This is a genomic window from Neobacillus niacini, assembly GCF_000759675.1.
Classification (GTDB): Bacteria; Bacillota; Bacilli; order Bacillales; family Cytobacillaceae; genus Neobacillus; species Neobacillus niacini_A.
Genome location: NZ_BAWM01000098.1, coordinates 53,215 through 67,156, shown reverse-complemented (window position 1 = coordinate 67,156; position 13,942 = coordinate 53,215). Strand labels below are relative to the sequence as shown.

Genomic DNA, 13,942 nt, shown 5'->3' with positions numbered 1-13,942 from the left:
GGGGGCAGTGTATGCAGAACAATACTAATATAAGTAACAACGATAAGGGATTAAAGCGGGAATTAAAAACGAAGCAGCTTACGATGATTGCGATGGGATGTGCGATTGGAACGGGATTATTCCTTGGCAGCGGGCTTGCAATCAGCACAGCAGGACCTGGTGTATTACTTAGTTATGCAATTGGTGCATTTATTGTCTTACTTTTAATGGGATGTTTATCCGAAATGACAGTTGCTCACCCAACTTCTGGATCTTTTGGGACCATATCTGAGAAATATGTTAGTCCTCTTGCTGGCTTCCTTGTTCGTTATTCCTATTGGATTGCAAACGTTCTTGCCGTTGGGGTAGAAGTAAGTGCCATTGCTGTTTATATGAAGTACTGGTTCCCGGATGTTCCTGGATTCGTCTGGATTTTGTTGTTTGCGGCTGTATTGATTTATGTAAATGCCACGAGTGTAAATACCTTTGCAACCTTTGAGTATTGGTTCTCCATGATCAAAATAAGTGCCATTGTTGGTTTCATTCTTTTAGGTTCATATGTTTTATTTGGTAATTCAGCTCAGTCGAATATGGGGCCTGAGAATATAGTAAACGCAGGTGGCTTCTTACCATTTGGATGGTGGGGAATGTGGGTTGCTATCTTTATTTCCTTATTTAGTTTTTTAGGAACAGAAATGATAGCGGTTACAGCTGGTGAGGCAAAGGATCCTGACGTTGCAGTGCCGAAAGCTCTGAAAGCGACGGTATTCCGATTATCAACATTTTATATTATCACCCTAGGCATTATGTTAATGATTGTTCCGTGGAAATCGGCTGGAGTAGAAGAAAGTCCTTTTGTAAAGGTAATGGAACTTTTAAATATCCCAGGTGCTTCCGGTATTATGAATTTTATTATTTTAACAGCTGCCTTGTCAGCTATGAACAGTCAACTTTATGCTTCCACCCGAATGATGTTTTCTTTGTCACAGGGAAATGATGCTCCTGCTTTTTTACGTAAACTAAGCAAAAAAGGAGTACCGTTAAGGGCTCTTGGAATTTCTACTTTAGGGATTTTCCTTGCAGCTGCAGTAAATGCATTATTACCAGGCTCCTCTTATGCGTTTATGATGGGGATTTCAATGTTCGGTGCTATTTTTACATGGTTTATGGTATTCGTTTCCCATTTATTTTTCAGAAGAAGGTGGGAAAAGTCGAATGGCCGGAAATTACCAATAAAAATGATAGGCTTTCCTTATTTAACGATCGTAGGAGCAGTTCTACTGTTGAGTTTAATGATAACTACATGGTTTACAGATTTTAAGATTATGCTACAATTCGGAATTCCATGGTTACTGTTTTTAACGGCTGTCTATTTCTTTTTTAAAAAAAGATCCAACACTCAAAAATCAGGAAATGATACGAATGATATTTTAAATGAGAATATAAATTAAATTTACATTAGTACAAACATAAGAACAGGGGAGAATTTTACATGAATACACCAGAAAAAAACATAAGCACCGGTTTGGAAAAAACGATTCAAACAGATTTCCAAAAAGAAATGTCGTATGGTGATTATCTGCATCTTGATAAGATTTTAGATAGTCAGCACCGGTTATCTGATCACCATGATGAAATGTTATTTATTATAATCCATCAAGCAAGTGAATTATGGATGAAATTAATTATTCATGAATTATCAGAAGCGATTAAGTGTATTCGCCAGAATGATTTAGAACCATCCTTTAAAATTCTGTCGCGTGTTTCAAGAATTCAGCAGCAGTTGATTCAATCATGGAGTGTTCTTTCTACTTTGACACCATCAGAGTACCTAGAGTTTAGGGATAAACTCGGTCAATCTTCCGGATTCCAGTCCTATCAGAACCGAATGATTGAATTTGCATTAGGTAACAAAAATGCTCATACTCTAGCAGTCTACCAGCATCAAACGCAAATTTACGAAAAAATGCAGGAGGCTCTTCATAAACCAAGTATTTATGATGCAGCCATCCATGCGCTTGTCGCTCGCGGAATTCCTGTTGATGATGAGGTCTTAAATCGTGATTTGTCCAAAAACTATGAACCTAATGAAAGTGTTGAAGAAGCTTGGCTGACAGTCTACCGTAACGTTGACCAATACTGGGACTTATACGAGCTGGCTGAGAAGCTAGTTGATATTGGCAATCAACAGCAATTATGGCGATTCAATCATATGAGTACGGTAGAAAGAATCATTGGTCATAAGCAGGGAACAGGAGGATCTTCTGGTGTGACCTATTTAAAAAGAGTCCTAGACCAGCACTTCTTCCCTGAACTTTGGAGCTTACGAACGAAATTATAGAGAAAAATCCACCATTTCTTTATGAATGGTGGATTTTTTATATTGGTCTTTGTAAAATAAATTATATTAATTTGGAAATTCAAGGGCATTGCAGAAGAATCTATTGTACGGGAAGTAAAGAATCGTCTTCAAAAAATAAAAATAGATGGCATTCTCGAGTCATCCTATATTGAAAACTTTATCCAAGATCAAAAGCATTCGCCATTTCCAACTGTTCAAAATACTGAACGGCCTGATGTTGTTGTTGGAAATTTACTCGAAGGAAGGGTTGCTATTTTTATTACAGGCACTCCATATGTACTCATTGTACCGGTTACCTTTACACATCCTTGAAAAAAATCCAGAAATGCTATGAGGGATGATACAAGGATATATAATAGCAAGAAAATGAAAAGCTGTTGCATCTTAATCACCATTTTCAATTTTATCTTATTATTTGTGCACTTCCCGGAATCTATCCATTAATAGGATAAGAATGGAAAACAATACAAATTTATAGTGTATTCAGATAGAATTAATAATGTATTTCTAAAAGGAAAGGTGAGATCATATGCTACATGAAAAAATAGAGATTAATTATGAACAAGATACGGGTACTTTGTACACATACATACTAGATAATTCTCCAGAGATTGATTCAAATCGAAAAAGACCGATGATTGTCATATGTCCAGGAGGAGGGTATCAATTTACATCTGAACGCGAGGCAGAACCAGTTGCAATCCGTTTGAATGGCATGGGATTTCATGCATGTGTCTTAAATTACAGTGTAAAGCCTGCAGTATTTCCATCTGCACTATGTCAATTGGCAAAAACAATAAGAAAGATACGAGACCATGCAGAAGAGTGGAATGTAGATACCAATAAAATTATTGTTCTAGGCTTTTCAGCTGGAGGTCATTTGGCAGCAAGCCTTGGTGTATTCTGGGACAAGGAGTTTTTACTTGAAAAGCTAGAATATACAAAGGAACAAATCACTCCAAACGGTTTAGTCCTTTGTTACCCAGTCATTACATCAGGTCCAAATGCACATCGCGGCAGTTTCCAAGCTTTATTAGGAGACAAGTGTCAAGATGATGATCATCTAGACCTGGTATCATTGGAGAAACAGGTTACCGCTAACACTCCTCCAACTTTCTTATGGCACACCTTTGCGGATATTTCCGTTCCCGTTGAAAATAGCTTTATGTTTGCAGGTGCACTGTTAAAAAATAAAGTACCTTTGGAAATGCATATCTATCCGAACGGGGTCCATGGTTTATCACTTGGAACAGATGAGACTGCAAATGTAGATAATGAGTTACACCTCCAGCCAGATGTATCAAATTGGATTGAGATGGCAGGACGCTGGATAAAAGGACTTTGACAATTAAAGTTAAGATTATTTTTTGCTTAGGAGAAAAATACTTATAGCTAATGTAATGACTGAAATAAACTTACTAGCAAGAATCAGATAACTGATGGTTTGTGATTCTAAATTAATATGGGGAAGTTTGATTAATGTGTAAACGATAAGAATCCCGAACAACAGGATGGAATATGCATGTTTATATGACCTGTTGATAATTAAACAACCTCGCTTATCGTCCTTTTCATTTATGAGAGTCATAATCTGATAGGACATGACTAATAATAAAATATACGTTAACAAAATAATCGCTAACCCTATACCCATTAGAGTGCCTCCCTAATTTTATTTGAATTCATATGAAAAAAGCTAACATTTGGATGAATTAGTCCATCTTGTTAGCTTTTTCACATTTTTAAAGACCAGGGCTATTCTTATTGTCATTTTGTGGTTTAGGAATTGCCTTGACCCTTTTTGGTCCTTTACTTTTTTCCCATTTAAATATTTTATTTAGGAAGTTATAAATATTTTTCGACTCTTTCGTTAATAGTGGCCCAATAATAGCCAATATTAATACATAAACGGCCGTAAATGGTTTTAGGATAGGCATTAAGCCGCCCATTAGTCCTAAGTTAGCAACAATGATCGAAAATTCACCTCTAGAAACGATTGTCAATCCGATATTAGAGGAAGCTTTATACGACAAACCAGCTTTTCTCCCGGAAATCATTCCTGCTACAAAGTTACTAAAAATTGTAAGAATAACGGCACCAATAGCAAGCCAAACGGCTCCACTTAAGCTAAAGGGATCAATACTAAGTCCAAAACTGAAGAAGAATAAAGCACCAAAGAAATCTCTAAATGGAATTACCAAATGTTCGATACGTTCGCGATGTTCCGTTTCAGAGAAAACTAAACCTAATAATAATGCGCCAATAGCTTCGGCCACATGTAGTTTTTCTGAAAAACCTGCGATAAAAAAGAGTGATGCGAAGATGACAAGAATGAAGATTTCATTAGATTTAATGTTTAATAGTTTGTTGAGAATAGGTGTACCTTTTCTAGCAATAATAAAAAAGAGAATCATATATCCAAGTGAAATAAGAACCGAAAAGATTGTTCCTAAAACTGTGGTTGATCCACCTAATAAAAGTCCTGACATAACGGAGAGAAATAATGCTAGGAATATATCATCGAATAAAATAATTCCTAAGATTAGCTCTGTTTCTGAATTGGCAGTTCTTTTTAGATCTACAAGAACTTTTGCGACAATGGCACTGGAGGAGACACTAAGAAGACCAGCAATTATTAATGTTTCCATAATAGGGAAACCTGTAACAACACCGTATATAACACCTAAAGTGAAATTTAGCGCTACATAAATCGATCCGCCTACTACAATAGAACGTCCGGAGCGAATTAGTTTTCCTACTGAGAATTCAAGTCCCAAATAGAATAATAGAAACAGAACACCTATGCGGCCAAAAAACTCAATAATTTCTGAGCTTTCGATAAAGGTAAGATCAATAATCCCAATTTGTGGGGCATGGGGACCAACTGCCATCCCTAAGAGGATGAGAAAGGGGATGATGGAAAATTTCAACTTGTTTGCTAGTAATGCGGTTAGTGCCACTAAAACAAGTGCTGTACCTACTTCAAAAACTAAATGATTCGTCATCCTATCACCCATCCCTTCTTGAAAGAACTTCTTTTACAATCTTTTTTACTTGATTGCGCTGCCCAGATACAATTACCGTATCTCCTTCTTCTAATAGAGTTTCAGGACCAGGAGTATGAATTTTTTTATGATTCTGTCGTTTGATTATCGCTATAATATTTACTTCATAGGATTGACGGATATTAAGATCCCCTATGGTCTGATTTGCTGCAGCTGCATTAGGTTCTACATTAAACCATTCAATGACCAAATCATCAAACGCCATTTCAATGGTTTCTAATGCCTTAGGTGCATAAGTCATTCCACCAATAATGGCAGCAATCTGCCTTGCTTCCTGATCATCGAAGGTAGTACTGGCAATTGCTTCTTCATAATCCTCCGTATCAAAATAATAAATGTCCCTTCTGCCATCATCGTGAATGATAATCACAATCTTATCCTTATTTTTTGTGATGGCTTCAAATTTCTTCCCGATACCAGGTAGTTCGATTTCGCGAATATTCATTTTTTCTATTCCTCCTTAAATAATTTGCACATGGATAAAGAGTGTATGTCACTAAAGATTGACATCAATCTCTGTTCGGATTTTTTCATCTTTGGCTATTCCTAGATACTTAAGCGTTTCGGAAGGGGTTGAATGATTGAAATGCTTTTGTAGAAGTGAGATGGCAATTCCACGTTTATAGGCGTGAAATCCAAAAGTCTTACGCATTGAATTGGTTCCAATTTTACCTTCAATACCAATTGCTTCAGCTGCCTGATGAATGATCCGGTATGCTTGTTGGCGTGTAATTGGTTTTTCTGTCTTTGAGGACTTGAACAAAAAATCCTCAATAGTTAACTGTCTACTTTCGACATAATGGAGGAGTGCCTGTTTAACTTTAAGATTCAGGTAAACTTCCTTCAAGGTTTCATGATGTGGGTACAAATAAAAGTTCTTAACACAATCTTCTTTTTCTAAGATATCGCCAACTCTGATATCCAGCATTTCGCTAATCTTTAACCCCGTGTTAATCCCAAAAACGAAGAGAACATAATCTCGCTCAGAATGCTTTTTTAAATATTTTTTGATCGCATTGATTTGCTTGATGTCTCTTAGAGCTTCAACATATTCCATAAAAAACGCTCCTTAATCCATGTTACATAATACTATTATATCATGGTATTATGTAACATTCAAATTTTCTGTCTGATTTGAATTCCTATTTAAAGTATGACTATTGGATGTAGTAATATATACTTAAATGATAGTGATTTACGAAATGAGGAAATGTCTATGAAGCCAAAAGTAATCGTTTATAAAAAAGTAGATAAAAAAGTATTGGAATTTATTGAAAACTTTTGTGATATCGTTTATTTTGAGAAACTTGCTTCGCATAATTCTCCTCTTTTTCTTAAGGAATTGAAGGCTAAATAAAATAAACCTCGCTTTTTTAATGGCGAGGTTCTTTTATTCTAGAGGTTTTAAAAGCATTGCTCGAAAGTTTATTAATAAAAAAGCTGCATTGTTCAGCTATGAACTCTTTTTCATAGTCCATGGAAGCGACATGATAAGAATTATATAACGGAACCACTTCTATTATTTCTGATTGAATGTTAGACAATATATAATTAGTGTTTTCAGGTGGAACAACATGGTCTTCTTTTGAACGAAATGCCAAAACCGGGCAAGAAACCGCTGGAAGCTTATCCCTCGTTTCTGCCATTAAAGCAAATAACTGATTAATGGAACGTACCGGTGCCTTTGTATAGGTAATTTCATGAACATTTTTATCCTTTATGTCTGGCTCTCCTTCATTAACAAAAGGAGGATTCTGTTTATTTTTATACTTTTCCATGTTAGGAATTGATTTTATGGCAGCATTAATTAACATAATCCCTTTGATATCTTTGTATTTATTGGCAAGGTTCAGAGTTAATGTACCACCCATGGATTGCCCGATCACGAAGATATCGCGGCAATGTTTTTGTAAAAATGAATAACCATCTTCTAAACTTTGAATCCAATCCTGGTAGCTGCACCTTTCCATATCCTCATAATGTGTACCATGTCCACTTAATCTAACTCCGTAGACGGAGAACCCTTTAGTTGCTAGGTATTCTCCTAGATACCTTACACTCTGTGGTGTTCCAACAAATCCATGGGAAATTAATATTCCTATTTGATTCCCTTTGTAGAAAAAAGATTCAGCGCCTGGTAATACTGGGTATTGTTCAATCATGTAAACTCTCCTTCCTTATTCGTCTATTTATTAAGTATTAAAAAAGCACCTTCTCATAAAAGAGGTAGGTGCTGTTTGCTGTCAAATGGGCTCATCATATATAAAGTATCATTAGGATTACAATATACCAATAATTCCGATGTGTCAAGTCGGTTTTTCGGCCTGACAACAGGTGAATTCCTTATTTGGAGGTCTTTTTTTACTTAGAGAAAACTTTATTATCGCTTAAAAATATGGGGTCAAGAATGCTTATCCTTCTTAAAGTAAACAATAATACTTAATCAAATACGTCAAGAGTGCTACTTGAATTTTTTGGAGGTATTAGGTATGAGTCGACTAGACAGGCTCAATATGGGGAAAGTGGAAACGAAGCATTTCCAACAATTTAACGAGTTATTGCGGTATGTGTTTCAAGTAACAAAAAAAGATTTACAAATGGTGGGATGGGAAGAACGTGAAATTGCTTTAGCCAAAAAGCCCGTTTTAGATCAGGCAGATGTGTTAGGTTGGTTTGATGGTGAAAAACTTGTATCACAGCTGGCCATTTACCCTTTTCAAGTAAATATTTTTGGACGAACATTTGAGATGGGCGGTTTAACGGGAGTTGGTACCTATCCAGAATATGCAAATATGGGTCTTATGTATAAGTTGATGCGACAAGGACTTACAGATATGAAGGAAAGAAAACAATCTATATCCTATTTATTTCCCTATTCGATTCCCTATTACCGCCGAAGGGGATGGGAGATTATTTCAGATAAGATGACGTTTGAAGTGAGAGACGTTCAATTACCAAAGAGAAAGGAAGTTCCAGGATATGTGGAAAGGTTGAATATTGAGCACCCTGATATAAGAACAGTTTACAAACTCTTTTCTAGTAAAATGCATGTCGCCATGATTCGTAATGATTTAGCATGGGATGAATATTGGAGATGGGATGTAGAGGAATTAATTGCAGCCGTCTATTTTGATTCAAAACACCAGCCTCAAGGGTATCTATTGTACTGGATCTCTGAGGATGTACTACATATAAAAGAAATGATTTATATGAATCAAGAGGCACGGATTGGACTCTGGAATTTCATTGGTGCCCATTTTTCTATGGTGTCAAAGGTTGTAGGGAACATCTTTATGAATGAACCATTAGCCTTTTGGCTTGAAGACGGTGATATTAAAGAAACCATTTCTCCTTATTTTATGGCACGAATCGTAGATGCCAAACAGTTTATTACTCAATATCCTTTTAAAGCTACCGGAACAGATAGTAAGTTAACCTTTAAGCTTGAAGATCCGATGTTGGAGTGGAACAAAGGGATATTCACGCTGTATGTTTCTCCTGAGGGTCAGGGACAATTAATTCAAAGTGGGAATGATCCAACAGCTTCGCTAGATATACAAACACTCACCACGATGTTACTCAGTTACAAAAGGCCATCATACTTGGCTGCTATTTCCCGTCTGAAGGGTGAAGAACAGGCTGTGGGGATATTAGAGAAAATTATTAAGAGGCAGACACCCTACTTTTCTGATTATTTTTGAACATCAAATTAATAAAAAAAGGATGAGACATAGTTGTTCTTATCCTCTTTTCGTGGAACTATCACATACATGAATTATAGTAATTCAAATCATCAAAAGAAAAAGCAGACAGGAACATTAGAGCGAGAAGTGCTAATCACGAATTATTAAAGATTAGCACTTCTTTTTTACAGTTTTTTTAGATGTATATATGCCTTCTTGACTTTTTGAAAATAATCCGTATAATACTATTCTTGTGTTACATTATTTTTTTCTTTTCTTATTCATAAATTGTTCATATTTAACTGTTATTATCAAATTCATAGATTAATGGATTCTATAACTCATATGAATAAACTCAAATTAAATAATAATTACTGCTTAAAGGTAGGTGCAAAAAATGAATAACTTAACTCAAAAGGGTCAGGGTATTTTAAATAAATATATTGGCTTTTTCTTTTTGGCTGTATTACTCCTTTGGATGAAAACATTTATAGCTCAACTAACACAATTTGATTTAGGAATTGAAAATACATTACAAAAATTCCTATTATTTATTAATCCGTTAGGATCATCTTTATTATTTTTAGGACTTGCTTCTCTATTTAAAGGACGTAAAAAATACATTGCGCTGCTCGTGATTGATTTCTTTTTATCATTTCTTTTATTTGCAAATGTCGTTTATTACAGGTTCTTTAATGACTTTATAACTTTACCAACTTTAACTCAGACACAAAACTTTGGTGATGTAAGCAGCAGTGTAATATCACTATTGAAACCACTTGATTTCTTGTTCTTTATTGATATCATTCTGTTGATTACATTACTTGCTTCTCGTTTTGTGAAAATTGAGTTCAAAGATATGAACCGCAGGAAAGTAGCAGCTTTATTCTCATTATCATTAGCAATTTCATTTGGGAATTTAGGACTAGCGGAAACCGATCGTCCTCAATTATTAACTAGAGGCTTTGACCGTAACTATATTGTGAAATATTTAGGTATGTACAACTACACGATTTACGATGCAGTAAAAAGTACAAAAGCTTCCGCGCAAAGGGTTATGGCGGACAGCGATGATATGACGGAAGTAATCAACTACACTAAATCTAACTATGCTGAACCAAATCCTGCATACTTTGGTGCTGGAAAAGGCATGAACGTGATTTATTTACATCTTGAATCGATGCAGAACTTCCTTATTGATTACAAGTTGAATGGGGAAGAAGTAACACCGTTTCTAAATTCCTTAACAAAGGATCAAAACACACTTTATTTCGATAATTTCTTCCATCAAACAGCACAAGGTAAAACGTCAGATGCTGAATTTATCCTGGAAAATTCATTATATGGACTTCCACAGGGTTCTGCCTTTACAACAAAAGGGTTAAATACGTACCAAGCTGCACCAGCAATTTTAGGCCAGCAAGGTTATACGTCTGCAGTGTTCCACGGGAATTCAGGAAGTTTTTGGAATCGTGATGAAATTTATAAATCATTTGGATACAACCACTTTTTTGACGAAAAATATTATAATATGAATCCAGAAGATCTAGCCGAGTATGGGCTTATGGATAAGCCATTCTTTGAGGAATCGATCCCAATGTTGGAATCATTACCGCAGCCATTTTATACAAAGTTTATGACTGTAACACATCATTATCCGTACCCGCTTGCTGAAGAAGAAGCGACGATTGCTCCACACACAACGGGTGATAAATCTGTTGATACGTACTTCCAAACTGCGCGTTATGCGGATGAAGCGTTGAAGTCATTCTTTGATTATCTAAAAGAATCAGGGTTATATGATAATTCAATTATTGTGATGTATGGTGACCATTATGGAATATCAGAAAATCATAATAAAGCAATGGAAAAAGTTCTAGGCAAAGAAATTACAGATTTCGATAGTGCAGGTTTACAACGTGTACCATTCTTTATCCGTGTACCTGGAATGGAAGGTGGAGTTAACCACGAATACGGTGGTCAAATTGATATCCTTCCAACACTTCTTCACTTGTTAGGGACAGATACAAAAGAGTACGTACAATTTGGTACAGACCTTTTATCTGAACAGCATGATGATCTTGTTCCTTTCCGTGATGGCGGCTTTATGAGTCCAACTATTTCATCTGTAAATGGTAAATTCTATGACTCCACTACAGGATTGGAAATTGATGAAAATAGGATGGAAGAGGCAACAAACCTCCAGAACATCGTAGTCAATAAATTAGCTCTTTCTGATAAAGTTGTAAACGGGGACTTATTGCGTTTTTATACGCCTGGAAACTTTACTCCTATTGACCGAACACAATACAACTACAATCCAACTCAAGATGGTGAAAAATAAGATTTAAACCCAGCTGTTTAGGAACATCCTAAACAGCCTTTTTTTATTATTTATATAAAAGTTGTCTAAAATATGAATTTTTTGATTACATCAAAAATTTAGAAGGAAACTCTCTTGGGAATGTCGAATCAATGAAGGACGACAAACGGGAGATGAGACAAATGAAATTACAAATGGCTGCTACAAATCATGTTGTTACAGATGAAAAGTCTTGCATTTTCTGTAGTAAGGAATTTGAATATGCTGCGATCGTTAGTGGAGAAAAGGATGTAGAGAATTTGTCATCAATCTATAAAGGTAAAGTACTAACCGATCAAGTTGTTGTCCTAAAAAAGAGTAATGTCAATAATGGAGCTTTTCACATTGTTGATGTTGAAATTACGGTTAGGTGCCCACATTGTCAATCCAATAATCGATTTAATAGTTATCTTACTGTAAAAAATTAAGAAATAAATAAAGAAAATCTAATATGCACCTAACTCGGGTGTTTTTTTTTATTTGCACTTATTACAGTATTATTGGAAAATAGATGAAAAAGAGAGCGATGGGTCTAGAAAATAAATCAACCGAATATTTACTAATATCTAGTTATGCTAATAAGGAGGGCACATATGTCGACTTATACTTCCAGAAATGAAGTACCAGTAAATGAAAAATGGAACCTTGAAGATATTTATTCCGATATAACCAAATGGGAAAACGATCTTCAGCTTGTTAAAAAAATGGCCGAGAAACTAAAGCAATTTGATGGAGCCATTCAGGATGGTAAGAGTCTTTATCAATACTTGAAACAAAGAGAGGAATTATCCTATACATTCAATCATGTCTATGCCTATGCAATGCTGAGGGTAGATGAGGATACACGGGACCCAAATTCACAATCTGTATTAGATCGTGCAAAAGGTCTTAGTGTGAAGGTTAGTTCCTCAACATCCTTTTTTATGCCGTTCCTATTAGGTTTAGATAAAGATACCTTAAGCAGTTATATTGCGGAGGAGGAGGGTCTTAAGTACTTTGAGGAGGATTTATATGAATCCTTTCGATACAAGTCCCATGTCCTTAGTAAAGACCAGGAAGAAGTTTTATCACAATTAGGCGAAGCATTGTCTGCTCCAAGTACCACCTTTGGCATGATAAATAATGCAGATATTAAGTTTGGAGATGTTACGATTAACAACGGTGAAAAGGTTCAGCTGACAAGAGGGCTGTACTCAAAATTAATCGAGGATGAAGACCGCGATAAACGAAGGGAAGCTTATAAAGCGTATTATAAGCCATATGTTGAATTAAAGAATTCCATTGCGAGCACACTGTCTGCAGCTGTCAAAAATAACGTCACCTTAGCAAAAATTAGGAAATATCCATCTGCATTAGAAAAAGCATTATTCGGCGATATGGTGCCAAAGGAAGTTTATGAGAACCTAATTAGGGCGACGAAAGGAAATATCTCACCCCTACACAAGTATTCTGAAATCCGCAAGGAAAAACTTCAGTTAGATGAACTTCGGCAATATGATATGTCCGTTCCATTAGTACAGGGCGTGAAACAGGTAATACCCTATGAGGAAGCCTATGAAACAATGATGAAAGCCTTGGCTCCTCTTGGGGAAGAGTATGTATCCATTCTAAAAGAGTTCAAGGATGCCAGGTATATTGATGTCCGTGAGACCCCTGGCAAGCGATCAGGCGCTTATAATTTGGGGATATACGGTGTTCATCCATTTATATTATTAAATCATCAAGATGATTTAGACAGTTTATTTACCCTAGCCCATGAGTGTGGTCATGGTGTCCATAGTAAATTAAGCTCGCAGCATCAGCCTCAAATTACAGCTCGTTATAGTATTTTTGTCGCAGAAGTGGCTTCCACCGTCAACGAAATATTATTGATTAATTACTTGTTAAATACCGAGAAGAATCTTGAGGTTAGGAAGCATTTATTAAACCATTTCATTGATCAATTTAAGGGCACGTTCTTCACCCAGGTCATGTTTGCTGAATTTGAGAAAATCACACATGAGCTGGCTGAGAAGGGCACTCCATTAAATGTGGAGGTATTTAATCAGACGTATGAAGCATTGTTCAGGGAATACAACGGGGTTGCAGTGGTGTTTGACGATGAAGTGAAATTTGGCTGGTCGAGAATTCCTCATTTCTATCGCCCCTTTTACGTCTACAAGTATGCAACTGGTTTTGCTTCAGCGATTCATTTGGCAACAAAAATTCTTGAAGGGGATAAAGAAACGTTACAATCATACCTAAACTTCTTAAAGAGTGGAAGTTGTGATTATCCTCTGGAGCTGCTAAAGAAGACGGGAGTCGATTTAACCACACATGAGCCAATAGAAAATGCCATGAAAAAGTTTGGAGAGCTGGTTGAAGAATTCTCAGGTCTATAAATAATAAAACAAAAATTGTGCCCCAAGAATTCTCAGGGGCACATTTTTTGTTTTATTAAATTAAATTAGGTTGTTTGATTGTCAATCCGCTCTCTGATTTTGCGTTCCCT

At 35.9% G+C, this 13,942-nt stretch carries 13 protein-coding genes and 1 pseudogene; 9 read left to right on the top strand and 5 right to left on the bottom strand.

Translation table 11 applies throughout. The features are described 5' to 3' along the window. The first annotated feature begins 11 nt into the window (after nucleotides 1–11). The 4 genes and pseudogenes from TR08_RS22310 to TR08_RS22295 all read left to right on the top strand — a co-directional run bounded on the left by TR08_RS22310 (nucleotide 12) and on the right by TR08_RS22295 (nucleotide 3,686). Nucleotides 12–1,430, top strand: coding sequence for an amino acid permease (locus TR08_RS22310; protein ID WP_045521954.1), 1,419 nt, complete (start codon nucleotides 12–14; stop codon nucleotides 1,428–1,430). 41 nt (nucleotides 1,431–1,471) lie between these two features. After that, entirely contained in the window at nucleotides 1,472–2,320 is an 849-nt protein-coding gene (gene kynA, locus TR08_RS22305) for a tryptophan 2,3-dioxygenase (protein WP_045521952.1), read from the top strand. A gap of 78 nt (nucleotides 2,321–2,398) precedes the next feature. Continuing rightward, nucleotides 2,399–2,641, top strand: a pseudogene (locus TR08_RS31390) (spore germination protein); the annotation flags it as partial. Between the two features lie 229 nt (nucleotides 2,642–2,870). Beyond that, a complete protein-coding gene (locus TR08_RS22295; protein WP_045521949.1) occupies nucleotides 2,871–3,686 on the top strand; it encodes an alpha/beta hydrolase in 816 nt (271 codons plus the stop codon). A 15-nt stretch (nucleotides 3,687–3,701) separates the two neighbouring features. On the opposite strand, the gene TR08_RS22290 is transcribed toward TR08_RS22295, so the two are convergent. From TR08_RS22290 to TR08_RS22275, 4 genes are all read right to left on the bottom strand, one after another. Then, nucleotides 3,702–3,995, bottom strand: coding sequence for a hypothetical protein (locus TR08_RS22290; protein WP_045521947.1), 294 nt, complete (start codon nucleotides 3,993–3,995; stop codon nucleotides 3,702–3,704). Between the two features lie 88 nt (nucleotides 3,996–4,083). After that, entirely contained in the window at nucleotides 4,084–5,346 is a 1,263-nt protein-coding gene (locus TR08_RS22285) for a cation:proton antiporter (RefSeq protein ID WP_045521946.1), read from the bottom strand. 4 nt (nucleotides 5,347–5,350) lie between these two features. Then, complete coding sequence (locus tag TR08_RS22280; protein WP_045521944.1) at nucleotides 5,351–5,851, bottom strand: cation:proton antiporter regulatory subunit; 501 nt, start codon at nucleotides 5,849–5,851, stop codon at nucleotides 5,351–5,353. Nucleotides 5,852–5,902: 51 nt separating this feature from the next. Further along, nucleotides 5,903–6,463 (bottom strand): tyrosine-type recombinase/integrase, encoded by a 561-nt coding sequence (locus TR08_RS22275; protein WP_045521943.1) that lies wholly within the window; start codon nucleotides 6,461–6,463, stop codon nucleotides 5,903–5,905. A gap of 159 nt (nucleotides 6,464–6,622) precedes the next feature. Here TR08_RS22275 and TR08_RS32755 point away from each other — a divergent pair, with 159 nt between their 5' ends. Then, on the top strand, nucleotides 6,623–6,763 hold the full coding sequence (locus tag TR08_RS32755) for a hypothetical protein (protein ID WP_193747825.1): 141 nt from the start codon (nucleotides 6,623–6,625) through the stop codon (nucleotides 6,761–6,763). 16 nt (nucleotides 6,764–6,779) lie between these two features. Here the strand turns inward: TR08_RS32755 and TR08_RS22270 are convergent, their stop codons facing one another. Beyond that, a complete protein-coding gene (locus TR08_RS22270; protein WP_045521941.1) occupies nucleotides 6,780–7,568 on the bottom strand; it encodes an alpha/beta hydrolase in 789 nt (262 codons plus the stop codon). 327 nt (nucleotides 7,569–7,895) lie between these two features. On the opposite strand from TR08_RS22270, the gene TR08_RS22265 reads away from it, so the two are divergent. The 4 genes from TR08_RS22265 to pepF all read left to right on the top strand — a co-directional run bounded on the left by TR08_RS22265 (nucleotide 7,896) and on the right by pepF (nucleotide 13,832). Next, nucleotides 7,896–9,107 carry a GNAT family N-acetyltransferase gene (locus TR08_RS22265; protein ID WP_045521940.1) on the top strand — a complete coding sequence of 404 codons (1,212 nt, stop codon included), beginning with the start codon at nucleotides 7,896–7,898 and terminating at the stop codon, nucleotides 9,105–9,107. A 379-nt stretch (nucleotides 9,108–9,486) separates the two neighbouring features. Continuing rightward, nucleotides 9,487–11,433 carry an LTA synthase family protein gene (locus TR08_RS22260; protein WP_045521938.1) on the top strand — a complete coding sequence of 649 codons (1,947 nt, stop codon included), beginning with the start codon at nucleotides 9,487–9,489 and terminating at the stop codon, nucleotides 11,431–11,433. Between the two features lie 161 nt (nucleotides 11,434–11,594). Continuing rightward, nucleotides 11,595–11,879 (top strand): hypothetical protein, encoded by a 285-nt coding sequence (locus TR08_RS22255; protein ID WP_045521937.1) that lies wholly within the window; start codon nucleotides 11,595–11,597, stop codon nucleotides 11,877–11,879. Between the two features lie 165 nt (nucleotides 11,880–12,044). Next, nucleotides 12,045–13,832: an oligoendopeptidase F gene (gene pepF, locus TR08_RS22250; protein WP_045521935.1), complete on the top strand. Its 1,788-nt coding sequence runs from the start codon at nucleotides 12,045–12,047 to the stop codon at nucleotides 13,830–13,832. Nucleotides 13,833–13,942 lie beyond the last annotated feature (110 nt).

Bases quoted from the DNA above. Each gene is read 5' to 3' on its own strand.
- TR08_RS22255 (WP_045521937.1), top strand. From the start codon at position 11,595: ATGAAATTACAAATGGCTGCTACAAATCATGTTGTTACAGATGAAAAG.
- TR08_RS22290 (WP_045521947.1), bottom strand. From the start codon at position 3,995: ATGGGTATAGGGTTAGCGATTATTTTGTTAACGTATATTTTATTATTA.
- TR08_RS22295 (WP_045521949.1), top strand. From the start codon at position 2,871: ATGCTACATGAAAAAATAGAGATTAATTATGAACAAGATACGGGTACT.
- TR08_RS22285 (WP_045521946.1), bottom strand. From the start codon at position 5,346: ATGACGAATCATTTAGTTTTTGAAGTAGGTACAGCACTTGTTTTAGTG.
- TR08_RS22310 (WP_045521954.1), top strand. From the start codon at position 12: ATGCAGAACAATACTAATATAAGTAACAACGATAAGGGATTAAAGCGG.
- TR08_RS22260 (WP_045521938.1), top strand. From the start codon at position 9,487: ATGAATAACTTAACTCAAAAGGGTCAGGGTATTTTAAATAAATATATT.
- TR08_RS32755 (WP_193747825.1), top strand. From the start codon at position 6,623: ATGAAGCCAAAAGTAATCGTTTATAAAAAAGTAGATAAAAAAGTATTG.
- TR08_RS22265 (WP_045521940.1), top strand. From the start codon at position 7,896: ATGAGTCGACTAGACAGGCTCAATATGGGGAAAGTGGAAACGAAGCAT.
- pepF (WP_045521935.1), top strand. From the start codon at position 12,045: ATGTCGACTTATACTTCCAGAAATGAAGTACCAGTAAATGAAAAATGG.
- TR08_RS22280 (WP_045521944.1), bottom strand. From the start codon at position 5,851: ATGAATATTCGCGAAATCGAACTACCTGGTATCGGGAAGAAATTTGAA.
- TR08_RS22270 (WP_045521941.1), bottom strand. From the start codon at position 7,568: ATGATTGAACAATACCCAGTATTACCAGGCGCTGAATCTTTTTTCTAC.
- kynA (WP_045521952.1), top strand. From the start codon at position 1,472: ATGAATACACCAGAAAAAAACATAAGCACCGGTTTGGAAAAAACGATT.
- TR08_RS22275 (WP_045521943.1), bottom strand. From the start codon at position 6,463: ATGGAATATGTTGAAGCTCTAAGAGACATCAAGCAAATCAATGCGATC.